The 23,042-nt window shown below is 67.5% G+C and carries 24 protein-coding genes; 8 read left to right on the top strand and 16 right to left on the bottom strand.

The window, feature by feature from the left end; translation table 11 throughout:
- Position 1: 1 nt before the first annotated feature.
- The 4 genes from manA to SLQ31_RS07855 form a co-directional block, all read right to left on the bottom strand.
- Complete coding sequence (gene manA, locus SLQ31_RS07870; RefSeq protein WP_319431218.1) at positions 2-1,228, bottom strand: mannose-6-phosphate isomerase, class I; 1,227 nt, start codon at positions 1,226-1,228, stop codon at positions 2-4.
- A gap of 7 nt (positions 1,229-1,235) precedes the next feature.
- On the bottom strand, positions 1,236-2,312 hold the full coding sequence (locus SLQ31_RS07865; protein ID WP_319431217.1) for a TobH protein: 1,077 nt from the start codon (positions 2,310-2,312) through the stop codon (positions 1,236-1,238).
- A complete protein-coding gene (locus SLQ31_RS07860) occupies positions 2,309-3,697 on the bottom strand; it encodes a phosphomannomutase/phosphoglucomutase (protein WP_319431216.1) in 1,389 nt (462 codons plus the stop codon). Before SLQ31_RS07860 ends, SLQ31_RS07865 begins: the two co-directional genes overlap by 4 nt.
- 77 nt (positions 3,698-3,774) lie before the next feature.
- Positions 3,775-4,203 carry a DUF3499 domain-containing protein gene (locus tag SLQ31_RS07855; RefSeq protein ID WP_319431215.1) on the bottom strand — a complete coding sequence of 143 codons (429 nt, stop codon included), beginning with the start codon at positions 4,201-4,203 and terminating at the stop codon, positions 3,775-3,777.
- A gap of 162 nt (positions 4,204-4,365) precedes the next feature.
- On the opposite strand from SLQ31_RS07855, the gene SLQ31_RS07850 reads away from it, so the two are divergent.
- Complete coding sequence (locus tag SLQ31_RS07850; RefSeq protein WP_319432940.1) at positions 4,366-4,788, top strand: metallopeptidase family protein; 423 nt, start codon at positions 4,366-4,368, stop codon at positions 4,786-4,788.
- 14 nt (positions 4,789-4,802) lie between these two features.
- Here the strand turns inward: SLQ31_RS07850 and SLQ31_RS07845 are convergent, their stop codons facing one another.
- Entirely contained in the window at positions 4,803-5,135 is a 333-nt protein-coding gene (locus SLQ31_RS07845) for a WhiB family transcriptional regulator (RefSeq protein ID WP_319432938.1), read from the bottom strand.
- 327 nt (positions 5,136-5,462) lie between these two features.
- Here SLQ31_RS07845 and cofD point away from each other — a divergent pair, with 327 nt between their 5' ends.
- Genes cofD through SLQ31_RS07830 form a run of 3 tightly spaced genes read left to right on the top strand, consistent with a single transcriptional unit; the run spans position 5,463 to position 8,355 of the window.
- The gene (gene cofD, locus SLQ31_RS07840) at positions 5,463-6,464 is read left to right on the top strand and encodes a 2-phospho-L-lactate transferase (RefSeq protein WP_319431214.1); all 1,002 of its coding nucleotides are present in this window, start codon (positions 5,463-5,465) and stop codon (positions 6,462-6,464) included.
- Complete coding sequence (locus tag SLQ31_RS07835; RefSeq protein WP_319431213.1) at positions 6,461-7,804, top strand: coenzyme F420-0:L-glutamate ligase; 1,344 nt, start codon at positions 6,461-6,463, stop codon at positions 7,802-7,804. The genes cofD and SLQ31_RS07835 overlap by 4 nt, the downstream gene beginning before the upstream one ends.
- A complete protein-coding gene (locus SLQ31_RS07830; RefSeq protein ID WP_319431212.1) occupies positions 7,801-8,355 on the top strand; it encodes an NUDIX hydrolase in 555 nt (184 codons plus the stop codon). The genes SLQ31_RS07835 and SLQ31_RS07830 overlap by 4 nt, the downstream gene beginning before the upstream one ends.
- Here SLQ31_RS07830 and SLQ31_RS07825 read toward each other — a convergent pair.
- The 3 genes from SLQ31_RS07825 to rfbD are packed head-to-tail and all read right to left on the bottom strand — an operon-like array spanning position 8,352 to position 11,196.
- The gene (locus SLQ31_RS07825) at positions 8,352-9,428 is read right to left on the bottom strand and encodes an NDP-sugar synthase (RefSeq protein WP_319432936.1); all 1,077 of its coding nucleotides are present in this window, start codon (positions 9,426-9,428) and stop codon (positions 8,352-8,354) included. The two genes, SLQ31_RS07830 and SLQ31_RS07825, sit on opposite strands and share 4 nt — an antisense overlap.
- Positions 9,429-9,433: 5 nt before the next feature.
- Positions 9,434-10,321 carry a glycosyltransferase family 2 protein gene (locus tag SLQ31_RS07820; protein WP_319431211.1) on the bottom strand — a complete coding sequence of 296 codons (888 nt, stop codon included), beginning with the start codon at positions 10,319-10,321 and terminating at the stop codon, positions 9,434-9,436.
- Positions 10,318-11,196 carry a dTDP-4-dehydrorhamnose reductase gene (gene rfbD / locus SLQ31_RS07815; protein WP_319431210.1) on the bottom strand — a complete coding sequence of 293 codons (879 nt, stop codon included), beginning with the start codon at positions 11,194-11,196 and terminating at the stop codon, positions 10,318-10,320. Before rfbD ends, SLQ31_RS07820 begins: the two co-directional genes overlap by 4 nt.
- 145 nt (positions 11,197-11,341) lie before the next feature.
- Between rfbD and SLQ31_RS07810 the strand changes: the two genes are divergently transcribed.
- Genes SLQ31_RS07810 through SLQ31_RS07800 form a run of 3 tightly spaced genes read left to right on the top strand, consistent with a single transcriptional unit; the run spans position 11,342 to position 14,314 of the window.
- On the top strand, positions 11,342-12,760 hold the full coding sequence (locus tag SLQ31_RS07810) for an LCP family protein (RefSeq protein ID WP_319432934.1): 1,419 nt from the start codon (positions 11,342-11,344) through the stop codon (positions 12,758-12,760).
- Positions 12,760-13,497, top strand: coding sequence for a TIGR03089 family protein (locus SLQ31_RS07805; protein ID WP_319431209.1), 738 nt, complete (start codon positions 12,760-12,762; stop codon positions 13,495-13,497). The genes SLQ31_RS07810 and SLQ31_RS07805 overlap by 1 nt, the downstream gene beginning before the upstream one ends.
- 31 nt (positions 13,498-13,528) lie before the next feature.
- Positions 13,529-14,314 (top strand): biotin--[acetyl-CoA-carboxylase] ligase, encoded by a 786-nt coding sequence (locus SLQ31_RS07800; protein WP_319431208.1) that lies wholly within the window; start codon positions 13,529-13,531, stop codon positions 14,312-14,314.
- Between the two features lie 10 nt (positions 14,315-14,324).
- Here SLQ31_RS07800 and SLQ31_RS07795 read toward each other — a convergent pair whose 3' ends face one another.
- The 3 genes from SLQ31_RS07795 to SLQ31_RS07785 are packed head-to-tail and all read right to left on the bottom strand — an operon-like array spanning position 14,325 to position 17,231.
- Positions 14,325-15,485 carry an acyl-CoA dehydrogenase gene (locus tag SLQ31_RS07795; protein ID WP_319431207.1) on the bottom strand — a complete coding sequence of 387 codons (1,161 nt, stop codon included), beginning with the start codon at positions 15,483-15,485 and terminating at the stop codon, positions 14,325-14,327.
- A 29-nt stretch (positions 15,486-15,514) separates the two neighbouring features.
- A complete protein-coding gene (gene purE, locus SLQ31_RS07790; protein ID WP_319431206.1) occupies positions 15,515-16,030 on the bottom strand; it encodes a 5-(carboxyamino)imidazole ribonucleotide mutase in 516 nt (171 codons plus the stop codon).
- Positions 16,023-17,231 carry a 5-(carboxyamino)imidazole ribonucleotide synthase gene (locus SLQ31_RS07785; RefSeq protein WP_319431205.1) on the bottom strand — a complete coding sequence of 403 codons (1,209 nt, stop codon included), beginning with the start codon at positions 17,229-17,231 and terminating at the stop codon, positions 16,023-16,025. Before SLQ31_RS07785 ends, purE begins: the two co-directional genes overlap by 8 nt.
- Positions 17,232-17,288: 57 nt before the next feature.
- On the opposite strand from SLQ31_RS07785, the gene SLQ31_RS07780 reads away from it, so the two are divergent.
- On the top strand, positions 17,289-17,954 hold the full coding sequence (locus tag SLQ31_RS07780; RefSeq protein ID WP_319431204.1) for a GtrA family protein: 666 nt from the start codon (positions 17,289-17,291) through the stop codon (positions 17,952-17,954).
- On the opposite strand, the gene SLQ31_RS07775 is transcribed toward SLQ31_RS07780, so the two are convergent.
- Genes SLQ31_RS07775 through SLQ31_RS07755 form a run of 5 tightly spaced genes read right to left on the bottom strand, consistent with a single transcriptional unit; the run spans position 17,909 to position 22,839 of the window.
- Positions 17,909-18,427 (bottom strand): PH domain-containing protein, encoded by a 519-nt coding sequence (locus tag SLQ31_RS07775; protein WP_319431203.1) that lies wholly within the window; start codon positions 18,425-18,427, stop codon positions 17,909-17,911. The genes SLQ31_RS07780 and SLQ31_RS07775 overlap by 46 nt on opposite strands.
- Positions 18,428-18,453: 26 nt before the next feature.
- Positions 18,454-19,194, bottom strand: coding sequence for a DUF2510 domain-containing protein (locus SLQ31_RS07770; RefSeq protein ID WP_319431202.1), 741 nt, complete (start codon positions 19,192-19,194; stop codon positions 18,454-18,456).
- Positions 19,191-19,385: a hypothetical protein gene (locus SLQ31_RS07765; protein ID WP_319431201.1), complete on the bottom strand. Its 195-nt coding sequence runs from the start codon at positions 19,383-19,385 to the stop codon at positions 19,191-19,193. Before SLQ31_RS07765 ends, SLQ31_RS07770 begins: the two co-directional genes overlap by 4 nt.
- On the bottom strand, positions 19,385-21,598 hold the full coding sequence (locus SLQ31_RS07760; RefSeq protein ID WP_319431199.1) for a hypothetical protein: 2,214 nt from the start codon (positions 21,596-21,598) through the stop codon (positions 19,385-19,387). The genes SLQ31_RS07765 and SLQ31_RS07760 overlap by 1 nt, the downstream gene beginning before the upstream one ends.
- 41 nt (positions 21,599-21,639) lie before the next feature.
- The gene (locus SLQ31_RS07755; protein ID WP_319431197.1) at positions 21,640-22,839 is read right to left on the bottom strand and encodes a carbohydrate-binding domain-containing protein; all 1,200 of its coding nucleotides are present in this window, start codon (positions 22,837-22,839) and stop codon (positions 21,640-21,642) included.
- Positions 22,840-23,042: the final 203 nt, after the last annotated feature.

Raw genomic sequence — 23,042 nt, 5'->3', positions numbered from 1 at the left:
CCTAGAGGCCAACCGTAGCCCGAAACAGCTTGGCGGGCGCGGCCGCCTCCAGCCGGATCGGGCCATCGTCGGCAGCCACCCAGGCCGCAGACCCGCGCTCCAATACCACGACGTCGGACTTCGCCCGCACCACCACCGAGCCCTCAGTACAGACCAGGATCTGCGGACCGTCGTGGCGGGACGGCGCGTCGATCTCGTGGCCCAGATTGGGCTCGTCGAGCATGAGGACGCAGGTGGCAAACTCCCGCGCCGGCGTGTCGTAGACCAGCTCGATGCCGTCCCGGTGGGTGGGCGCACGCAACGACGCCTCGTCGGCGGGGGTGAAGTCCAGCACGCGCAGCAGCTCGGGGACGTCCACGTGCTTGGGAGTCAGACCGCCGCGAAGCACGTTGTCGGAGTTGGCCATTACCTCCATACCCACACCATGGATGTAGCTGTGCAGGTTGCCGGCCGGCATGAAGATCGCTTCGCCCGGTGCCAGCGTGATCCGGTTGAGCAGCATAGCCGCCAGCACACCGGCGTCACCGGGATAGCGCTCGCCCAGTTCCAGCAGGGTCCTGGCCTCGGCAGCGAATTCCGTTTCACCGGAGCGCACATAGGCCACCGCACCGTCGAGCACGGCGGGGATCAGCGCGTCCACATCGGGTTGCGGCGCGGTGATCCAGGTGGTGAACAGCGCACGCAGGCCGTCGGCGTCGGGCTGGCCACTCAACAGCCCGATGAACGGGTCGAGGGCGGACACGGCCAGCGCGCGCATCATCGCGACCGAACGGTCCGCCGGCCGGAACCCGCCAAGGGCGTGGAATTCGCTGAGTGCCACCAGCAATTCGGGCTTGTGGTTGCGGTCGCGGTAGTTGCGGATGGGCGAGTTGAGCGGCACGCCCACCCGATCCTCCCGCACATAACCCTCGAGGGCCTGTTCCGCACTGGGATGGGCCTGCAGCGACAGCGGCTCCTCGGCCGCCAGCATCTTCACCAGGAACGGCAGGACGTCACCGAAGCGACCCCGCACCGCCGGTCCCAACTGGCCGTCGGGATCGGACTGCACAGCGTCGAGCAATGACCGTTCCCCGTCCGGGGTTTCCAGCCATGCCGGATCGGCGGGATGAGCGCCGAACCACAGTTCAGCCTCGGGATGTGCCGTCGGCGAGAGCCGTCCGGTGAACTCGGCTATGGCCGTCCGAGATCCCCACGCGTAGGTGCGTGTCGCCCCTCGTAGCAATTCCACTGGGAAGTTATCCCCCAACCAATCTCAAGTAAACCGCCGCCATCTGCAGTCGCACGGCCAGCGTCGCAAGCTGTTGCTCGGCACGCCCACTGGGCACGGGAACCGCTCCCCCCGCTCCGATGTCTTCGACCCCGACCAGATCGACATCGTCGTATCCGTTGACCCGCGCGGCGACCACAGCGCGTTCGTTGTCCAGGGTCAGCGCCAACACCCTCGGCCCCCTGGATAGCGGCCCGTCCAGCTCCTCGTCGTGGAACAGCGCGTCCACCGGGTCGCCTAATTGGGTTGCCACACCGGTGCGTAACGCGGTGAGAACGTCAGACAGTCCGGCCGCGGCGACGGCCTTGCCTGCCAGCCGCAGCAGCACCGCGGCGGCATGCCGGGCCAGCGCCAGGGTGGCCGCACCATCACCGGCGAGCACCACTTGCCGGCCGGACATCCGCTCGGCCAACGCTTTTGCCGGGTTGGTAAACACTTCGCGGCTGGCACTGTTACGCAAGGCTTCAGCGTCGAGTTCGTCGGCAAGCACAGAAAGATCGGTCTGCAGTGCCGGATCGACGGCCTGCAACGTGGCCAGCCCAGCCGCCAGGTAGCGGCTCAGCCCGAATTCGTCCGGCGCCCACAACCGCGGTTCCAGCACCGCAGCACGTCCGGCGGTGGCATCGCGGAGCGGTCCCTCGTAGGGCGCCGCGACGACGACCCGAGCACCGCGCCGCACCGCCGTGGCCGCGGCGGTGACCAGCGTCGGGTCCCCGGCGTCGTCGCCGGCCACGACGAGAACGTCGAGCGGACCGATCCACGGCGGAGATTCGGACGCCACCACGATCGGTTCGCCAGCAAGTCCGCTCAGCGTCGCGGCGAGCATCGCGCCCGCGCTCTCGGCCGCTCCGCGGCCGCCCACCCAGATCACGGTTCGCGGTCGCGGTCCCCCGGCGACCGTCGCCAACTCGCCTTCTTCGACAGCGGCCGCGGTGGCGCGCACCTGCGCGCCCGACATTGCCGCGGCCCGCAGCAGCCCGTCGCGGTCGGCCTCCAGCAGGCCCTCGGTGTCGTCGAGATCGATGGTCGCGTGCACGGCCCTCACGTCGCCTCGTCCGGTTGAGCCGCGATGACCTCGGACACCCGGCGAACGATCTCGTCGATCTCCTCGACACTGCGGGCTTCGACATTGAGACGCAGCAGCGGTTCGGTGTTCGAGGTGCGCAGGTTGAACCAGGCGCCCTCGCCTAGGTCGACCGTCACTCCATCGAGGTGGTCTAGCGAAACAACCTCATTGCCAAAGGTTTTCAGCACCGACTCGACACAGGCCGGCGCATCCACCACCCGGAAGTTGAGCTCGCCGGAGGCTTCGTAGCGCTCATAGTTGGCCATCAGTTCCGACAGCGGCCGGTCCTGCTCGCCCAGTGCGGCCAGCACATGCAGCGCGGCCAGCATGCCGGAGTCGGCGCCCCAGAAGTCGCGGAAATAGTAGTGCGCGGAATGCTCGCCGCCGAAGATCGCGCCGGTATCGGCCATCAGCGCCTTGATATAGGAGTGTCCGACCCGCGAACGCACGGGCGTGCCGCCTCGCTCGATAACCAGCTCGGGCACCGCGCGCGACGTGATCAGGTTGTGGATCACCGTGGCACCGATCTCCCGGCTGAGCTCACGTCCCGCGACCAGTGCAGTCACCGCCGACGGCGAGATGAGACCGCCCTGCTCGTCGACGACGAAGCAGCGGTCGGCGTCCCCGTCGAATGCCAGGCCGATATCGGCGCCCGTCTCCAGCACGAACTTCTGCAGATCGACCAGGTTGGACGGCTCAAGCGGATTGGCTTCGTGGTTGGGGAACGACCCGTCGAGTTCGAAGTACAGCGGTAGCACCGTCAGCGCCGAGATGGGCCCCAGAACTGCGGGCGCAGTATGCCCGGCCATGCCGTTGCCGGCATCGACGGCCACCCGCAGCGGACGCAGCTCGGCCATGTCGACCAGCGAGCGCAGAAACTGGCCGTAATCTTCCAACACGTCTTGATCGCGGATCTGCCCGCGAGGGCCGTCATAGCCGGGGACGCCGGCGATCACCTCGTCGCGGACCAGCGCCAGCCCGGTGTCTTCGCCGACCGGCTTGGCCCCGTCACGACACAGCTTGATGCCGTTGTAGGCGGCGGGATTATGGCTGGCGGTGAACATCGCACCCGCGCAGCCGAGGAATCCGGAAGCGAAGTACAGCTGATCGGTGGACGCCAACCCGATGCGCACGACGTCGAGGCCCTGCTCGGTGACCCCCGCACCGAATGCCTCGGCCAGTGCCGGCGAGCTTTCGCGCATGTCGTAGCCGATGGCCACCTGCTTGCCGCCCTCCGCCCGGATCAGCCGGGCGAACGCGGCGGCGACATCGGTGACGAAGTTCTCGTCGATCTCCTTGCCGACCAGGCCGCGCACGTCATAGGCCTTGATCACACTGCGGACCGCGTCGGCGGGCCTCGACATGGCGGATCTCCTGACCGAGAGGGACTCTTGGCCGCCAGCCTATCTGTTTGCGCGCCCCGGTACGGGCGGCTATCGCGTCAGTCTGTCGGGTCTGGCAGTACGCGCAGGTGCCCACGCCGACGGCCGGCGGCGGCCGGCCGATGCGCCGCCGACGGCATCATCGGGGCACTGGTCGCCGGTGCGTGTGCCGCGCCGCCGGGATCGGAAAAACCCGCGACCGGCTGCCGGGCCGACATTCCGTCGCGGCCCTCACGAACAGCGTCGGCAAGGGCCACCAGGTCGTCCTCGTCCGGAAACTCGGGCAGCGGGCCGGCATGGCGAACCAGGTCCCACCCGATCGGCGCGGTGATCCGGGTGGCATGTCCGATGCACAGATCCCAGGAGTGCGGTTCGCGGCTGATTGCCAGCGGGCCGACGACGGCGGTGGAATCGGAATAGACGAACGTCAGCGTCGCCACCGCATAAAGGGGGCACCCAGGCCGTGAGCAGCGACGGGGAACATTCACGTCCGTGAGGTTATCGCGGTTCATTCACCGGTGACTCGCGGACACGCGCAGCCGCAAGGCCGCCGATTCACAACCGTTACGATCACTGTCGTGGCCGATTCCCGCAGCTCCCGGCGAGGTGGTCGGTCCGGCGGCGGCCCGGGATCGCGCCGGGGACGCGAGATGCGGGGCCCGCTGCTGCCGCCGACGGTGCCTGGCTGGCGCAGCCGCGCCGAGCGGTTCGACATGGCGGTGCTGGAGGCTTACGAGCCGATCGAGCGGCGCTGGCAACAACGGCTCACCGGACTGGACGTCGCCGTCGACGAGATCCCGCGCATCGCGCCGAAGGATCCGGACAGTGTGCAGTGGCCGCCCGAAGTGGTCGCCGACGGGCCTATTGCGCTGGCTCGGCTGATCCCGGCCGGGGTAGATGTACGCGGTAACTCCACGCGAGCCCGAATAGTGCTGTTTCGCAAGCCGATCGAGCGGCGGGCCAAGGACTCGATCGACCTGACGGATCTTCTCCACGAGATTCTGGTGGCGCAGGTGGCCACCTACCTCGGTGTCGAACCGTCAGTCATCGACCCGAGTATGGAAGAGGATTAGGTTGCGCTTGCGCGTCAGATGATGCCGCGCTTGAGGCGACGACGCTCCCGCTCGGAGAGCCCGCCCCAGATGCCGAAGCGCTCATCGTGAGCCAAGGCGTAGTCGAGGCACGATTCACGCACCTCGCAGCCCAGGCAGATGCGCTTGGCTTCGCGAGTGGAACCACCCTTTTCAGGGAAGAACGCTTCGGGGTCGGTCTGCGCGCACAGCGCGCGTTCCTGCCACTGGTCTTCGTCTTCGATTGAATCCGGTGTCGCTTCGATGATCGGCTCCGGCACCAAACTCAAGTGAGCGCGTGCCATTACCCCCATCGTCTGCGATCCGGGAATGGACTGCGGCAACCCCATTGCGCCAATTACGTGCTCATAGGACATTTCCGCCTCCTTTACCTGGTTTCGTAGATCTCTGCATGTCGCCCACTTTTGAAGTGTGCCCAACTCCATTCGAACACCTGGTCGAATCACGGTCTGGGACACCGAAACCGGCAGGTCCGACCGGGAAATGACACTGATGTGATTAGACACGTCTGAGATGCTTCGCGCAAGCGATTGAACCGAAATTGATACCACTTTCCTCGGACAATTCGGCGAGTCGATGCACCGGCGTGTCTTGGGAGTGACCCGATTGTGACCGCGTGCGTCGCCGAAAGTGCCGACCGCCTAGTGTCGGTCGGTGTGAAGATCACCGTTCTGGTCGGCGGCGTTGGGGGTGCCCGCTTCTTGCTGGGCGTGCAGCGATTGCTCGGCCTCGGCCAGTTCGCCGGCCAGATATCCGCAGCCACAAGCGATCTTGATCATGCGCTGACGGCCGTGGTCAACATCGGCGACGACGCGTGGATGCACGGCGTACGGATCTGCCCCGACCTCGACACCTGCATGTACACCTTGGGCGGCGGTATCGACCCCGAGCGCGGCTGGGGACATCGCAACGAGACCTGGAATGCAAAAGAGGAATTGGCGGCCTACGGGGTCCAACCGGATTGGTTCGGTTTGGGCGACCGAGATTTAGCCACGCATTTGGTACGAAGCCAAATGCTGCGGGCGGGATATCCGCTTTCCCAGGTGACTGAGGCACTCTGCCGTCGCTGGACCCCCGGCGCCACGTTGCTGCCGGCCAGCGACGACCGGTGCGAAACCCACGTCGTGATCGACGATCCAGACACCGGCGACCGCAAGGCGATTCACTTCCAGGAGTGGTGGGTGCGCTACCGCGCCCAGGTGGCCACACACAGCTTCGCGTTCGTCGGCTCCGAAAACGCCACTGCCGGGCCGGGTGTCGTCGATGCGATCACCGACGCCGACGTTGTCATGCTGGCACCGTCGAACCCGGTGGTGAGCGTCGGTGCGATCCTGGGTATCCCCGGGATCCGCGCGGCACTGCGGTCCACACCCGCGCCGGTCGTCGGCTACTCCCCCATCATCGGCGGAAAGCCGTTGCGGGGTATGGCCGACGAGTGCCTGTCGGTGATCGGCGTCGAAACCTCGTCGCAAGCCGTCGCTCGGCACTACGGCGCACGGTCGGCGACCGGAATCCTGGACTACTGGTTGATCTCCGAGGGAGATCAGGCCGAAATCCCCGGCGTGACGGTGAAATCGATACCCCTGCTGATGACCGACCCGACGGCCACCGCCGAGATGGTGCGCGCCGGGCTGGAATTGGCAGGTGTGTCGCCGTGAGTCTCGAGCACGGGACCGCGGCTCCGGTCGAAATCCTGCCCGTCGCCGGCCTTCCCGAATTCCGCCCCGGCGACGATCTGGCCGCCGCCCTCGCCGACGCCGCCCCGTGGCTGCGCGACGGCGACATCGTGGTGGTGACCAGCAAGGTGATGTCGAAATGCGAGGGCCGCATCGTCGCGGCGCCTTCCGACCCCGACGAACGAGATGCCCTGCGCCGCACACTCATCGACGCTGAGGCGGTGCGGGTGCTGGCGCGCAAGGGCCGCACCCTTATCACCGCGAACCGCAACGGCATCGTGCAGGCCGCCGCCGGCGTCGACGGCTCCAATGTCGGCGCAACCGAATTGGCCCTGCTGCCACTCGATCCCGATGCAAGCGCGGCCGCGCTGCGCGCGGCGCTGCACGACCGGTTGGGTGTGAACGTCGCGGTGCTCGTCACCGACACGATGGGCCGCGCCTGGCGCAACGGGCAAACCGACGCCGCGATCGGCTCGTCCGGGCTGCCGGTGCTGTACGGCTACGCCGGTGCCGTCGACCGGCACGGCAACGAGCTGGTGGTCACCGAGGTGGCCGTCGCCGACGAAATTGCCGCCGCCGCCGACCTTGTCAAAGGCAAGCTGACCGCGGTGCCCGTCGCGGTGGTACGCGGCCTCGAACTCGACGACGACGGGTCCACCGCGGCGCGACTGCTGCGCGGCGGCGAGGATGACCTGTTCTGGCTCGGCACCGCCGAGTCGATCGAACTCGGCCGCCGCCAAGCCCAACTTCTGCGTCGCTCAGTGCGTCAGTTCGCGGCCGAACCCGTCGACGCCGTGCTCATCGAGGAGGCGGTCGCCGAGGCACTCACCGCGCCGGCCCCGCACCACACCCGTCCGGTGCGGTTCGTCTGGTTGACCGATCACGACCGTCGCGCCGCTCTGCTGGATGCAATGAAGGACGCCTGGCGCGCAGACCTGACCGCCGACGGCAAGCCGGCCGACGCGGTCGAGCGGCGCATCGGGCGCGGGCAAATCCTCTATGACGCACCGGAGATCGTGATCCCGTTCCTGGTGCCGGAGGGCGCGCACAGCTATCCGGACGCGGCCCGTACCGAGGCCGAGCACACCATGTTCACCGTCGCGGTCGGTGCAGCGGTGCAGGGGCTGCTGGTCGCGCTGGCGGTCCGCGGCGTGGGCAGCTGCTGGATCGGTTCGACGATCTTCGCGGCCCAACTGGTCCGCGAAACCCTCGATCTGCCACCGGATTGGGAGCCGCTGGGCGCTGTCGCGATCGGCTATCCGGTCGACCCGCCCGAGCCCCGCGATCCGGCGCCGGTCGGCGATCTGCTGGTGCGGCGGTGACGTACTCGGGTGTGCGCGATTCGGCGATCGAGTTGTTGACCGAGTGGGATGCCCCCGACGTCGGCCAGGACGCGTTGCGCCAAGCTGTCTTAGCATTTCTGAACGCGCGCAGCGACGCATGCGAGCGCGCCTGTGCGCCCGGCCATATCACCGCATCGGCTCTGGTGGTCTCCGACTCCGGTGACGAGGTACTGCTGACCCTGCATCCGCGACTCGGTCGCTGGGTGCAGCTCGGTGGGCACTGCGAGCCGGAAGACACCGACATCGTCGCCGCGGCCATGCGCGAGGCGACCGAGGAGTCCGGGATCGACGGCCTGCGCATCGATGCGGCGCTGGGCGCCATTCACGTGCACGCGCTGACCTGCTCGCTCGGGGTGCCGACCCGCCATCTGGATCTGCAGTTCATCGCCCGGGCGCCCGCGGACGCCGTTATCGCGATCAGCGACGAATCCCTGGATCTGCGGTGGTGGCCGATCGACGCGCTGCCCGAGGGCATCGACGCGGCCGTGGCCCACCTCGTGGCAGCCGGCCGCTCGCGCGCGCCGCGCTAGATGTCCGACGAGTAGCGGATCCCGCAGTCGGGGATCACGACGCCGGGCCACACCCGGGTACCGCGCAGCAGTTCGCAACGCGCCCCGATGTTGGCGCCGTCGCCGATGATGGCGTCGCGGAGCAGCGCGCGCGGCCCGATCCGGGCACCGGCGCCGATGATCGAGCGCTCCACCACCGAGCCGGCCTCGATGTGCGCCCCGTCGAAAATGACCGCGCCGTCCAGGCGTACCCCAGGCCCGATCTCGGCGCCCCGGCCGACCACCGTCCCGCCGACCAGCACCGCCCCGGGCGACACCGACGCGCCGTCATGCACCAAGCTCTCCCCGCGTCGTCCGCCGAGTGCAGGCGACGGGGCCAGGCCGCGGACCAGGTCGGCCGAGCCACGGACGAAGTCCTCCGGTGTGCCCATGTCGCGCCAATAGCTCGAGTCGACGTAGCCGCACACCTTCACCCCGTCGGCCAGCAGCGCCGGGAACACCTCACGCTCCACCGACACCTCGCGCCCGCGCGGGATCCGTTCGACGATCTCGCGTTTGAAGAGGTAGGTGCCCGCGTTGATCTGATCGGACGGCGGGTCCTCGGTCTTCTCCAGGAAGGCCTGCACACGGCCGTCGGCATCGGTAGGCACGCAGCCGAACGCCCTCGGATCGCCGACCCGCACGAGATGCAGCGTCAGATCGGCCTGCGTCTCGTGGTGGCTGGCCAGCATCGAACGCAGATCCATCCCGGACAGCACGTCACCGTTGAAGACCATCACCGTGTCATGGCGCAGCTTCGGCACCACGTTGGCGATGCCGCCGCCGGTGCCCAGCGGATGTTCCTCGACGACGTATTCGATCTGCAGGCCGAGCTTGGAGCCATCACCGAACTCGGATTCGAACGTCGCCGCCTTGAACGAGGTACCGAGGATGACGTGGTCGATGCCTGCTTCGGCGATGCGCGAGAGCAGGTGGGTCAGGAAGGGCAGCCCCGCGGTGGGCAGCATCGGCTTGGCCGCCGACACCGTCAACGGCCGCAGTCGGGTGCCCTTTCCCCCAACGAGCACCACTGCATCGACCTTCGAAGGATCAATTTCACTCACCGGGCCCCCTGCCCTCTCGCCAGCTCACGCCGGGACTTCCGTACGGCCGCACGCGACCGAACCTTCAGCGCGCTCTTCATCGTCCATCGCAGCGGAGCACGCCACCAGCCAAAATGACGGTCGGATAGATAAATGTAGGTGCTTTCGTGATGAGCGCGCAGGTTGCGGGCCGGATCGCGGCCGGTCGAGTGACCCTTGTCATGCAGGATCTCCGCCGACGGCACGTACACGTTGAGCCAGCCAGCCTCGCCCAATCGGTCACCAAGGTCGACGTCCTCCATGTACATGAAGTAGCGCTCATCGAATCCTCTGACCTGCTCGAATGCCGCGCGGCGAATCAGCAGACAGGCTCCCGAGAGCCAGCCGACCGGGCGCTCGGTGGGCTCGAGGTACTCCTGCCGGTAGGCCCGCGTCCACGGGTTGTTCTTCCAGACGAAGCCGACGACGGCGTGCATGCCGCCGCGCACCAGGCTGGGCAGGTGACGCGCTGATGGGTAGACCGCGCCGTCGGGGTCGCGGATCAGCGGCCCCAGCGTCGCCGCCCGCGGCCAGCGCTCGGCGGCCGCCAGCAGTTCGTCGATGCTGTTGGGTCCCCACACCACGTCGGGATTGGCCACGATCACGAACTCGTCATCGGCAGGCGCGGTGGCGACACCGCGGTTGACGGCACTGCCGTAGCCGAGGTTCCCGCCGGTACGCAGCAGTCGGGTGCCCGGATAGCGCTCAACAGCTTCCTCGGGTGCGCCGTCGGTGGAGCCGTTGTCGGCCAGCACAACGGTCACCGGGCGATCGGTGGCCACCGTCAACGACGAGAGGAAGCGATCGAGATGTGAGCCCGGGGAGTACGTCACCGTCACCAGGGTCAGGGGGCGGCTCGACGTCACGGCGTAGAGGGTAACTGTCCGTTGTTGACGGGACGGGCAAGCGCCTCGGCCAGCGCCACGCGCCACGGTCGCAGCGGGCTCAACCCGGCCCGGACCGACAGCGCCGTCGACAGTGCCGAATACGCCGGGCGGGGCGCCCGGCGGGCCGACTGGGCGGCGCTCACCGGCCGCACCCGTCTGGGGTCGGCGCCCAGTTCCTCGAACACCGCCCGGGCCTGGTCGTAGCGGGTGCACGCGCCTTCGTTGGCGACGTGCAAGACGGGCTCCCTGATGTCGCCCGCACCGATCGCGAACAGCGCGTCGACAAGGTCCTTGACGTAGGTGGGCGACCCGGTCTGGTCGTCGACCGCGTCGACGGTGCGGTCGGTGGCGGCAAGCCGGCGCAGACCGGCGACGACGTCCGTGCCGTCGCCACCGGTGTAGACCCAGGAGGTGCGCACGATGTGGGCGTCCGGCATCGCGGCCAGCACGGCCAGCTCACCGGCGAGCTTGCTGCGGCCGTAGGCGCCCAACGGCTCGGCGTCGTCACCGACCTCGTAGGGGTGCCGCTGGTCGCCGCTGAAGACGTAATCGGTGGAGATGTGGATCAGCTGCGCGCCGACCCGGGCACAGGCATGCGCGACGTTCTCGGGCCCGACGACGTTGACGGCGTAGGCGGTGTCGGGGTCGGCTTCGGCGGTGTCGACGTTCGCGATCGCCGCGCAGTTGACCACCAGGTCCCCTTCGGCAATGAACCGCTCGGCGGCCACCGGGTCGGTTATGTCCCACTGCTGGTGCGTCAGCGCGCTGACTTCCCGGCCCCTGCGGGCGGCCTCACCTGCGAGAAAGCTCCCAACCTGGCCACTGGCACCTGTGATCACGATCCTTGCTGCCACGATTACGAGTCTGGCACGCCGGTTTCGGCTACCCGGCTTGCGCCCTTGTCCCCAGTAGCCTGGGCTGATGCCTGCTGACACCGAAGCACTGACGGGCGCCCGGCGGGTGGCCCGTACCGTGCTCGCGTTGATCGCGGTGGCGGTGATGGTCGGCACCGGAGTTGCGTGGGGCAAGATCCGCTCCTTCGAGAACGGCATCTTCCACATGAGCACCTCGGCGCTCGGCGGCGGCGGGCAGGACGGCGCGATCGACATCCTGCTGGTCGGTATGGACAGCCGCACCGACGCCCACGGCAATCCGCTGTCCGAAGACGAACTGGCCGCCCTGCACGCCGGCGACGACGTGTCCACGAACACCGACACGATCATCCTGGTCCGCATCCCCAACAACGGGAAGTCGGCGACGGCGATCTCGATCCCCCGCGACTCGTATGTCAAGGCGCCGGGCCTGGACAAGACGAAGATCAACGGCGTCTACGGCCAGGTGAAGCTGGACAAGATGAAGCAACTGGTCGAGCAGCAGGGCATGGACCCCGCCGAGGCTGAACCCAAGGCCACCGAGGCGGGCCGCGAGGCACTCATCAAGACCGTCGCCGATCTGACCGGCGTCACGGTCGACCACTATGCCGAGATCGGCCTGCTCGGCTTCTCGCTGATCACCGACGCGCTCGGCGGCGTCGATGTCTGCTTGAAAGACGCTGTTTACGAACCCCTTTCCGGCGCCGACTTCCCGGCCGGCTGGCAGAAGCTCGACGGCCCGCAGGCACTGAGCTTCGTCCGGCAGCGTCACGACCTGCCTCGTGGCGACCTGGATCGGGTGGTGCGCCAGCAGGTGGTGATGGCTTCCCTGGCCCACCAAGTGATTTCGGGCAAGACCCTGACCAGCCCGTCGACCCTGAACAAGCTGCAGGACGCGATTCAGCGCTCGGTGGTCCTCTCATCGGGCTGGGACATCATGGATTTCATCAAGCAGCTCGAGAATCTCGCGGGTGGCAATGTGGCGTTCGCGACCATCCCGGTCCTCGACGAGGCCGGCTGGAGCGATGACGGCATGCAGTCCGTTGTCCGGGTCGATCCGTCTCAGGTGCAGGACTGGGTGGCCAGCCTGTTGCACGATCAGGCCGAAGGTAAGACCGAGAAGATCGCCTACACACCGGAACAGACCAAGGCCGACGTGGTCAACGACACCGACATCAACGGCCTGGCCGGCGCGGTGTCAGACGTCTTGAGCACCAAGGGCTTTGGCGCGGGCACCATCGGCAACAACGACAAGGACCATGTGATCCGCAGTCAGGTGCAGGCAGCCAAGGACGACGACCTCGGCGCCCAGGCCATCGCCAAGGAGCTCGGCGGATTGCCCGTCGTGGCCGAAGAGGGCGTTCCCGCGGGCACTGTGCGGGTGGTGCTGGCCAGCGACTACACCGGACCGGGTTCGGGCCTGGAGGGGTCGCTGCCGACGTCGGCGGCGGTCAGCCAGGCCGCCGGTCAGGCCGGTGACGGCACGGCTCCCCCGCCGTCGCCCATCATCACCGCGGGGTCCGACGACCCCAAATGCGTCAACTGATGACCAATCTGACTGCGACGGTGCTGGATCCGCTGCTGAAGGCCGACCCGATGGGCCCGCGGATCACCTACTACGACGACGCGACCGGTGAGCGCATCGAACTGTCGACGGTGACGCTGGCCAACTGGGCGGCCAAGACCGCCAACCTGTTACGCGACGAACTCGGCGCAGGGCCGGGCAGCCGGGTGGCGGTGTTGCTGCCCGCGCATTGGCAGACGGCGGCGGTCCTGCTGGGCGTGTGGTGGATCGGCGCCGAAGTCGTGCTCGCCGGTCCCGGAGCCGCTGGGCCGGCGACATCAGGCACAGCCGACTTCGCGTTGTGCACTTCCGAACGACTTGATGAGGCCGACGAGGCGGTGGCCGGCGGCGAGGTCGCGGTGTTGTCGCTGGACCCCTTCGGCAAGCCGGTGGCCGACCTTCCCATCGGCGTCACCGATTATGCGACGGCGGTGCGGGTGCACGGCGATCAGTTCATCACCGAGCCCCGGCCCGGTCCGGCACTGGCCGGCCAGTCAGCAGATCAGGTTCTGGCCGCGGCATCCGAATCCGCTGCCGCATCAGGCATCTCCGCAGGCGATCGGGTGATGTCGTCGTTGCCGTGGTCCACCCCCGACGAGGTTGTCGCGAATCTGGTGGCAGTATTCGCCACGGGCGCGTCGCTGGTTCAGGTGACCAATCCCGACCCGGCCGCCCTGGAACGACGTGCGCATACCGAGAAGGTCACCCGCCGGCTCTGACGCCCCCAAGCGAGCCACTAGGCTCCCCGGGGTGAGCCGCACCCCGTTGAACCCCGCTGCGCTGTCCGAACTTCCAGTACGCCGCCTCGACGTGGTCGAGTCGACCGGCTCGACCAACGCCGACCTGCTGGCCCGGCATGCCGCAGGCGAGGACATCCGCGGCGCGGTGCTGCTCGCCGAGCACCAGAGCGCAGGCCGCGGCCGCAATGGCCGCAGTTGGTCGGCGCCGCCACGCTCACAGATCGCGCTGTCGATCGGGGTGAGCGCCGACGGCGTCGACGCAGAAGGCTGGGGCTGGCTGCCGTTGCTCACCGGCGTGGCGCTGGTCGACGCGGTCCGCGCCAGCACGGGCATCGAAGCCGGGGTGAAGTGGCCCAACGACGTACTGGTAGGCACCGGCAAGCTCGCCGGCATCCTGGCCGAAGTCGCCGCCCCCGATCCGGTCATCGTGGTGGGGCTCGGCCTCAACGTCACCCTGACCGCCGAGGAAGCGCCGGATCCCCGGGCCACCTCACTGCAGATGCTCGGCGCCGCCGTGCTCGACCGTGAGGTCGTGGTCGGGGCGATTCTGCGCGAGCTGACCGCCCGCATCGCAGACTGGCAAGCCGCGAAGGGCCCCGATCGACGACTCATCGAGGACTACCGGAAGCGCAGCCTCACGCTGGGCGCCCGGGTGCGCGCCACCATGCCCGGCGACCGTGAGATCACCGGCATCGCAATCGATATCGACACCCTGGGCCGGTTGAGCATCGACACCGGTTCCGAGGTGACGACGGTCTCGGCGGGCGATATCACCCACCTGAGACCAGCCGAGTAAGCGGACCCGACTAGCGCAACAGCGCGCGGGACATCACGACCCGCTGAATCTGGTTGGTGCCCTCGTAGATCTGAGTGATCTTGGCATCGCGCATCATTCGCTCCACCGGGAAGTCCACGGTGTAACCCGCGCCGCCGAACAGCTGCACGGCATCGGTGGTCACCTCCATGGCGACATCGGATGCGAAGCACTTCGACGCAGCCGAGATGAACCCGAGGTTGGGCTCGCCGCGCTCGGCGCGGGCAGCGGCCGAGTACACCATCAGCCGGGCCGCTTCGACCTTCATCGCCATGTCGGCGAGCATGAACTGCACGCCCTGGAATTCGGAGATCGCCGTGCCGAACTGCTTGCGGTCCTTGGTGTATGCGATCGCTGCGTCCAGCGCGCCCTGCGCGATGCCGACGGCCTGCGCACCGATGGTCGGGCGGGTGTGGTCCAGTGTGGCCAGCGCCGTCTTGAACCCGGTGCCCGGATCGCCGACGATCCGGTCGCCAGGAACGCGGCAGTTCTCGAAGTACAGCTCGGTGGTGGGCGAACCCTTGATGCCGAGCTTGCGCTCCTTGGGCCCGATCGTGAAGCCCTCGTCGTCGATGTGGACCATGAAGGCCGAGATGCCGTTGGCGCCCTTGTCCGGATCGGTCACCGCCATCACCGTGTACCAGGATGACTTGCCGCCGTTGGTGATCCAGGCCTTGGCGCCGTTGAGGATCCAGTCGTCGCCATCGGCCTTGGCGCGGGTACGCATCGACGCCGCGTCGCTGCCTGCCTCCCGCTCGGAGAGGGCGTACGACGCCATCGCCTCACCCGAGGCGAGCGACGGCAGCACCTTGTTCTTCAGTTCTTCCGACCCGCGCAGGATCAGGCCCATCGTGCCCAGCTTGTTGACGGCGGGGATCAGCGAGGCCGAGGCGTCGACCCTGGCGACTTCCTCGATGACGATGCATGTCGCCACCGAATCCGCGCCCTGGCCGCCGTACTCCTCGGGCACGTGGACCGCGTTGAAGCCCGAGGCGTTCAGCGCATCCAGCGCCTCCTGGGGAAAACGCGAGTTCTCGTCGCAATCGGCCGCGTACGGCGCGATCTCTTTTTCCGCCAACGCCCGAATCGCCGCCCGCAGCTCGTCGTGCTCCTCGGGCAACTTGAACACGTCGAAATCCGGATTTCCCGCCATCACAGCCTCCTTGCTACTCGCCGGTAACTTTACCCGGGACTTCCCTCACCGAGTAATCGCTCCCGCAGCGCCCGATCCTTCTCCAGGACCTGGGCTTCCAGCTCGTCCTGAAAGCTCTCCATCCGCTTGCGCAGCGCCTCGTCCGACACCGCCAGGATGCGCACCGCCAGCAGCCCGGCGTTGCGAGCGCCACCGATCGAGACCGTGGCGACCGGCACACCAGCCGGCATCTGAACGATCGAGAGCAGCGAATCCAGCCCGTCGAGCTTGCCCAGCGGCACCGGCACCCCGATCACCGGCAGCGCTGTGGCCGAGGCCACCATGCCGGGCAGATGGGCCGCACCGCCGGCCCCGGCGATGATCACCTTGATGTCGCGAGCGGCCGCGCCGCGCGCGTAGTCGAGCATCCGGCCCGGTGTGCGGTGCGCCGACACGACGCCCACCTCGAAGGGCACCTCGAACTCGGCCAGCGCCTCGGCGGCAGCTTCCATCACCGGCCAGTCGCTATCGCTGCCCATGATCAAGCCGACCACTGGTTCAGGCATGCCCATCCCATCCGTCCGTCCACTCTGCGTGCGACAACCAGTGTGCCGCTCGCTCGGCACGTTCACGCACCTGATTCGCGTCACGATCTCCCGTGCCGACGATGTTCACGTGGCCCACCTTGCGGCCTGGGCGTTCCTCCTTGCCGTACAGGTGGACCTTCGCCTCCGGAATCCGGCCGAAAAGGTGGTGTAGCCGCTCGTCAACGCCCATCGCGGGAGCCTGCGGCGCGCCCAGCACGTTGGCCATCACCGTCACCGGCGCGACCGGCCGGGTGTCGCCAAGCGGGTAGTCCAGGACCGCCCGGAGATGCTGCTCGAACTGGCTGGTCACCGCACCGTCCATGGTCCAGTGCCCGGAGTTGTGCGGCCGCATCGCCAATTCGTTGACCAGTAGCGTGCCCTCGGTCGTCTCGAACAGCTCGACGGCCAGCACGCCGACGACTCCCAGCTCGGCGGCAAGCCGCAGGCCCAGCTGCTCTGCGGCGCCGGCCAGTTCCTCGGACAACCCCTGTGCGGGCGCCACGACAGTGACGCAGATCCCGTCGCGCTGCACGGTCTCCACGATCGGCCACGCCGCGCCTTGACCGAACGGCGAGCGGGCCACCAGCGCCGAGAGCTCACGGCGCATCGACACCCGCTCCTCGAGCATTACCGGCACGTTGTCGGCCAGATAGCCGGCGACCGCCTCGCGGGCATGCGCCAGATCCCTGGCGAGCACCACGCCGCGGCCGTCGTAGCCGCCGCGGACGGTCTTGATCACCACCGGTCCGCCGATCTCGGCGGCGAAGGCGTCGACGTCATCGACGCTGGTGACGGCGGTGAACCGCGGGATTGGCGCGCCCAGCGCCGCCAGCTTGCGCCGCATCACCAGCTTGTCCTGGGCGTGCACCAGGGCCTCCGGCGGCGGCGCCACCGTCACACCCTCGGCGATCAGGATGTCGAGCAGCTCGGTCGGCACATGCTCGTGGTCAAAGGTCAGCGCGGCGGCGCCCGCAGCCGCCCGACGCAGCGCGTCGAGGTCGGTGTGGGCACCGATCACCACGTCGGGAGTCACCTGGGCGGCCGGATCGTCGGGGCTGACGGCCAGCACCCGCAGGCTCTGGCCGAGCGCGATGGCCGACTGGTGAGTCATCCTCGCCAGCTGCCCGCCGCCGACCATGGCGACGATGGGAGGTCTAGGGCTGTTCGACACGGCCATCATGGTGTCAGACCTGCGCGAGTACGCACACGCGCGGTGACTTCCGTAGACTTGTTCCTTGTGTCTTTCGCTGATGCCACGATCGCTCGGCTGCCCCGACCGATCCGGCCCTTCGCCGAGCGGCATCACGAGCTCATCAAATTCGCCATCGTCGGTGCGACGACGTTCGTCATCGACTCGGCGATCTTCTACACGCTGAAGCTCACGATCCTCGAGCCCAAGCCGGTCACCGCCAAGGTGATCGCGGGCATCGTCGCGGTGATCGCGTCCTACGTGCTGAACCGCGAATGGAGCTTCCGCAACCGCGGCGGCCGCGAACGCCACCACGAAGCGCTGCTGTTCTTCGGGGTCAGTGGCGTGGGGGTGCTGTTGAGCATGGCCCCGCTGTGGTTCTCCAGCTACGTGCTGGACCTGCGGGTACCGCACGTCTCACTGACCATGGAGAACATCGCCGACTTCCTCTCGGCCTACCTCATCGGCAACCTGCTGCAGATGGCGTTCCGATTCTGGGCGTTCCGCCGCTGGGTGTTCCCCGACGAGTTCGGCCCGAGCCACGACAAGGGGCTGGAGTCAACACTCACCGGCGGTGGTCTTGCCGAGGCGTTGGAGGACGAGTACGAGGCCGGCGGCACCGTCACGCCGTTGCGCCGCCCGGGCGCCATAAATCAGGTGGACAAGCCTCAGCTGGGCGACTCTTCGGAGCCCAAAGTGTCGAAAACTTCGTGATACAGCAGTGAGTGCACCCGCTCCACGAGGGGAATGTCGTGGAATTCAAGGGGATCCTGGCTCGCCGACTCGATGACCAGGGTGCCGGTGCGCAACATGCGGTCGAGCAAGCCGTGCCGGAACTCCACACTGTTGATGCGCGCCAACGGGATATCGATGCCCGAGCGAGTCAGCAGCCCGTGGCGGTACATCACCCGCCGGTCGGTGATCACGAAATGCGTTGTGAGCCAGTTCAAGAACTTCCACAGCGTCAGCCAGCCGACCAGGATCAGCCAGATCGCCGCGATGACGCCGAAAAGAACCTTCTTGGCGGTCGGGTCCCAGTTGGTGTTGTTGACGAGCGCGGCCACGAACGCCGCGGCGACCGTGGCGATCAGCAGCACCAGGATCGGGCCGACCAAGCGCTTCCAGTGCGGGTGGCGGTGTAGCACGACCTGCTCGTTGGCGGCCAGCACGTTCTCGGGATAGCCCACGGGCGAACTTTACCTAGTTGCCCGGGTCACCGAGCGGGTTGGAGATATTCGACGCAGTCGGCTTCGGTGCGCCCGGTCTGGACCATGCACACCCCCACCGCAGGGTCGCCGCCCTGCCCAACCGCGGGGCTGGGAATGTCACCGGGATTCAGTGACCACAGGTAGCGGTCGGTGTCGGCAAGGCGCTCACAGTAAGTCGCCGAACCGTCGGCGGCGACGCCGTTGCCGCCGGGCTGACACGGGGTCGCGACGACGACGGACGGCGGTGGTGGCGCCGACGACGAGGCGGCGCCGGTGGATGTCGGCGTGGTCGTCGAACTCTGACCAACGGCGCTCGGGTTGGCCGCGTCTCGGGACAGTTGGACCCAGATGTCAGCGCCGGCCGCGGCAAGCAGCCCCACGGTGATCAATCCCGCGATCAGCGCAACCCACGACTCGGCCCGCCAGCCCGGCGCCCTGGGCTCTGGGTCGGTTCCGAGTGTTCCGCCGTCGGCCACATGCTGGGTCCACGTGGCGCCATCCCAGTACCGGCATTGGTGCCGGCCGGTGGGATCGACCGACCAGCGCGCGGTCGACGCAGCCGGCGTCACGCCGGCCGGTGCGACCAGTGGGGCGCCACATTCGCCGCAGAAGCGCCGGTCGTCGGGATTGGCGTGGCCGGCCAGGCAGATGACCGCGCCCGGCTCCAGCAGGTCGCCACACTCACCGCAGAAGTACTGTCCGTCGGGGTTCTGATGGCCGTTGGCACAGATCACTGTGGCCCTCATGAGACGGTCGTCACCATGTCCACCGTCGCGACCACGATCGCAGCGATGGCCGCGCAGACAGCCTGCAGCATGAGAATCTCGGTCGTGCGGTCGGGGCGGGATGTCCCGTCCGGCGGCACGGCCCGTTCACGCCGAAAACTGGTCAGGCCGAACAGCACACCCGACAGGACGAACAGTGCAATCGCGACCATCAGTTGCCTCCCAGATGGATCATCGGCGCGCTGGGCCGTTTCAATACCACCACTCCCCCGGAGTCGTACACCGTCTGAAATCCCTTCTCGGTCCTGAGAAGCTCGAGCGCGCGCTGCGTCGTGTCCCGGCTGGCACCCATGCTCAACCGGATGAAGTTCTCGTCCTGCTCGGTGTTCGAGAAGTAATCCACATCAGGCTGTGCCGTGCAGGTGGCCAACTCCTCCGCGGAGCCAAAGCAGCTATCCGCCAACTCGAATTGTCTCGGCACTCCATAGAGCGCACCCTGGCCCCAGTACCCGAGCCCGGCGTCGTGGATTTTCCCGACAAGTTCACTCGCGATTGCCAATTCGTGGGGCAACGTCCGTTCGAACGAGATGTTGAGGCCGCGGTTGGCGGTCACCAGCAGGGCGGTCAGAGACAGCACGCAGCCCGCGGCCACGGCGGTCATCCGGCGCACGACGGTGCGATCGGTACGCGGCCGGAGTAGCGGCAGAATGGCCAGCGCGGCCAGGGGTGACAGCACAGGCGACGCATACAGAAAAGCGCGAATCGCCACCTCCCCGCCATAGCTCTGGAGCAACACCAGCACGAACGGCGCCAGCGCCAGTGCGGCGATCAGCCATGGCCTGCTTTGTGGCAGCCGGCGCAACCGCCACCATCCGAGCGACGCCGTTGACATCAGCACCAGCGCGGCGACGATTCTGAGCAGCTGCATGTGGCGGTAGCTGGGATCGCCCGTGATCTTCTGCGAGACAGAAGAATTCAGATTCTGATCGACGCCACCGATATCGGCGATGACCTGACCGAGGTGCCCCTCCCAGTAGGCGGAGGCGCCGTAGCGGAACCACGCGATGAATATCACGAATGCGACGAGCCACAACAACTTGTAGCGAGTCAGGCCCGCCGCCGACATGATCAACAGCACACCGATGACGGCCAGTGGGGTCAGTTGATGGGCGACCACCATTGCCGCGAGGATGACGACGAGTGCCATCTCGACCGCCAGCGTCCACTGCCCGTCCCGCCCGGGGACCCGTCCCGGTATCCGTCGCCATGCCGTCGCCGTGCGCTTCAGCCGGCCACCGGCAAGCGCAGGGACTCCTGAATGGCGCAGCTGCCATAGCAATACGGCCAGGATCGTGGCATAGAACTGCATCGCGACGGCCTGCGGTGCGAAATAGTCCTGCTGATACCAGTTGAACAGGGTGAGCATGGTGACGCCGAGCCAGGCAACCCGCCGGCTGCCGGTGATCGCCAGGCCGATCGCGTAGACCGGGAACATCAGGCAGATGCCGAATACCAGCGAGGCACTGACCAGAAGGGTCACGCTGTCGTGCAATCCCGTGGTGGTCACCAGATTGGCCGCGGCCGAGAAGAATCCGGCCCAACTGATCCGGGCGTCCACCGGCGGCGGCAGTGCTCCGGAATCGATCAGCCAATTGGTGATCATCCGGTGCACGTATGCGGTCACGAACGGGGCGGTGCCCAGCGCCCACGCGACCGGCATCGTGATGTAGGCGATCAGCACGACGTTCGACGTCGCGACCGCCAGCCTGTCGAGAACGGTGCGGCGGTACTCGATCACGAGCAGGACGCACAGCAGGGCGAGCCCGGCGTAGTAGTCCACCCCGAGCACGCCGAGCAGCCCCAGACTGCCCGCCGCCTCGACATCGAGGCGATGGATCGCGCTGAAGAACAAACCGATGACCGCCACCAACAGGATCGCGCTGAGCCTGCGGTCGCCACTGGCCGCCAATCCGCGTCGCACCCAGCCCAGCGCGCCCGCGACGGTCGTGGACTCGCGCCTGCGGTACCACTGACGCCCCAGCGCCGCGGTGGCCACGACACCGAGAGCGGACACCGCGAACTGAACGGCATACGGCTGGTGCAATCCGCCCGCGTAATTCAGTTGAGCGGCAAGCACATTGATGGCCAAGGACAACGACACCGCAACAGCGGTGAACACCCCGTTGGTGGGCAACCGCAACAACGCCGCCAATGGAAGCCCGGGCATCGTGAGCACGGCCAGCACCCCCACGGTGGCCCGGATCGCCGGCGGCAGCACATCCGCGACCCCCAGAGCCGACAGCACGGTGACGGCCACTGACGCGGCGAGCAGGATGGCGGAGACGATAACCGCCAGGGGGACCCAGCTCGGCAGTGACTCCCGGCTGGCCGGGAGTGCCGGAGGACTCTCGACGCGTGGCAGCACCGACTCAGCCTACCGATTAGCTGGTATTGCTCGCGCGCCCATCAGCTGCCCGCGTAGGACCAGATGGAAACCCAATCGACCAGCACGTGGCCGCTGTTGGTTCCGTTCCCGTCAGTCTCGATCTGCAGTTGCCAGCGCATGGGCTTGCTGGGAACGTATTTGGTGCTGTCGAGCACCAACGTGTCGTCCAAGTAGAAGCGGACATGGCCCGGCAGCCATTCGACGGTGTACACGTGCCAATCGGTGAATGCCTTGCCGGTGTCGGCGCCGTCCTGGCCGCCGGTCGCACGGGCATAGTGGGCGAACGCCTTCGACGTCGATGACAAGGCGCCTTCCGGGAAGTCCTCTTCACCGTCGTTGGGCCACTGTTCGGACTGCGGCCACAACAGGAATGCGATGTGGTACTCGCTCAGCGTGGACGTGTCGGCCTTGAGCCGGACCGAGTAGCGCCCGTAGGTCTGGTACTGGGTGCCATTGGGCAGGATCGGCGACGGGTTCGCGCCCGCGGGTTGGCCGTCGACGTTGTGCAGGAAGTAATCCAGGGTGCCGTTCGAGACGCTGAGCACTTGGTCGGGGCGGTACGGACGATGTTGATAGGTGTCGGTGAAGGTCTGCGGGTAGGTGAGCCACTTCTGGCCATCAGAGCCCACGTAGACCACCTTGCTCGGGTCTGACGGGTTGGCCCAACTGCCCAGCGGTGCATCGCGGGTGAAGTTGTCGGCGAGAGCGTGTTTCCAACCCGGGAGGTCGGCCACCGGGGCATCGGTCAGGTCGCCGCTCGGGGGCGGCGTGCTCGTCGACGCCACGACACTGACGGTGTCGACATACAACGCCCGAGCACAGAAGAACCACTGCGGGTTGGCGAACTTCACTGCGATCGTGTGCGATCCTGCCGGGATGTTCGCGGTTGCCGTGTAGTCGGTCCACTTGCTCGCTGCGATGGGGCTGCGGCCGATGATCACACCGTCGACGATCACCGCGGCAACCGGGGCGCCGAAACACTGCAATCCCCTGGCGCGCATGACGACGCTGACGGATTGCGGCACAGCGAGAGTCGTCGACACCGTCACCGCTCCGGTCAGGCCGAGTGCCCTGCCGCCAGAGGCGTTGGCGTCGGTGATGATCTTGGCACCGTTGGTCGTCGAGACGGTCATCGATTCCGCCTCAATCGATGTCACGCCTGCGGCAGCACCTGCCTGCGGGGGCGCGACGGCCAGCACCGCACCCCACGCGACTGCCACGACCGCAACAGTCGCCGAGCACAACCGGAACATCGTGGCCCCATCGCGTTGAAGGCGGCGCTCTGACGGTGGGTGAGAGCCAAATCACAATAAGCTCCTGGGTATCAATATTCATATCCGGCACATTTATCACTTTGGTAACAGTTGAACTCGGAACGAAATCGGCCCTCGTCAGGCATATCCGGCGTACGAATATTTTTCAG

Source organism: Mycobacterium sp. RTGN5 (genome assembly GCF_033804465.1).
In the GTDB taxonomy this organism is placed as follows: Bacteria; Actinomycetota; Actinomycetes; order Mycobacteriales; family Mycobacteriaceae; genus Mycobacterium.
The sequence above is the reverse complement of the archived record's forward strand: the minus strand, read 5'-3'. Positions and strand labels throughout refer to the sequence as shown.

Bases quoted from the DNA above. Each gene is read 5' to 3' on its own strand.
- SLQ31_RS07860 (WP_319431216.1), bottom strand. From the start codon at position 3,697: ATGTCGAGGCCCGCCGACGCGGTCCGCAGTGTGATCAAGGCCTATGAC.
- SLQ31_RS07850 (WP_319432940.1), top strand. From the start codon at position 4,366: ATGCGGGGCCCGCTGCTGCCGCCGACGGTGCCTGGCTGGCGCAGCCGC.
- SLQ31_RS07845 (WP_319432938.1), bottom strand. From the start codon at position 5,135: ATGGGGTTGCCGCAGTCCATTCCCGGATCGCAGACGATGGGGGTAATG.
- SLQ31_RS07810 (WP_319432934.1), top strand. From the start codon at position 11,342: ATGGTCGGCACCGGAGTTGCGTGGGGCAAGATCCGCTCCTTCGAGAAC.
- SLQ31_RS07805 (WP_319431209.1), top strand. From the start codon at position 12,760: ATGACCAATCTGACTGCGACGGTGCTGGATCCGCTGCTGAAGGCCGAC.
- SLQ31_RS07795 (WP_319431207.1), bottom strand. From the start codon at position 15,485: ATGGCGGGAAATCCGGATTTCGACGTGTTCAAGTTGCCCGAGGAGCAC.
- purE (WP_319431206.1), bottom strand. From the start codon at position 16,030: ATGCCTGAACCAGTGGTCGGCTTGATCATGGGCAGCGATAGCGACTGG.
- SLQ31_RS07785 (WP_319431205.1), bottom strand. From the start codon at position 17,231: ATGATGGCCGTGTCGAACAGCCCTAGACCTCCCATCGTCGCCATGGTC.
- SLQ31_RS07770 (WP_319431202.1), bottom strand. From the start codon at position 19,194: ATGAGGGCCACAGTGATCTGTGCCAACGGCCATCAGAACCCCGACGGA.
- SLQ31_RS07765 (WP_319431201.1), bottom strand. From the start codon at position 19,385: ATGGTCGCGATTGCACTGTTCGTCCTGTCGGGTGTGCTGTTCGGCCTG.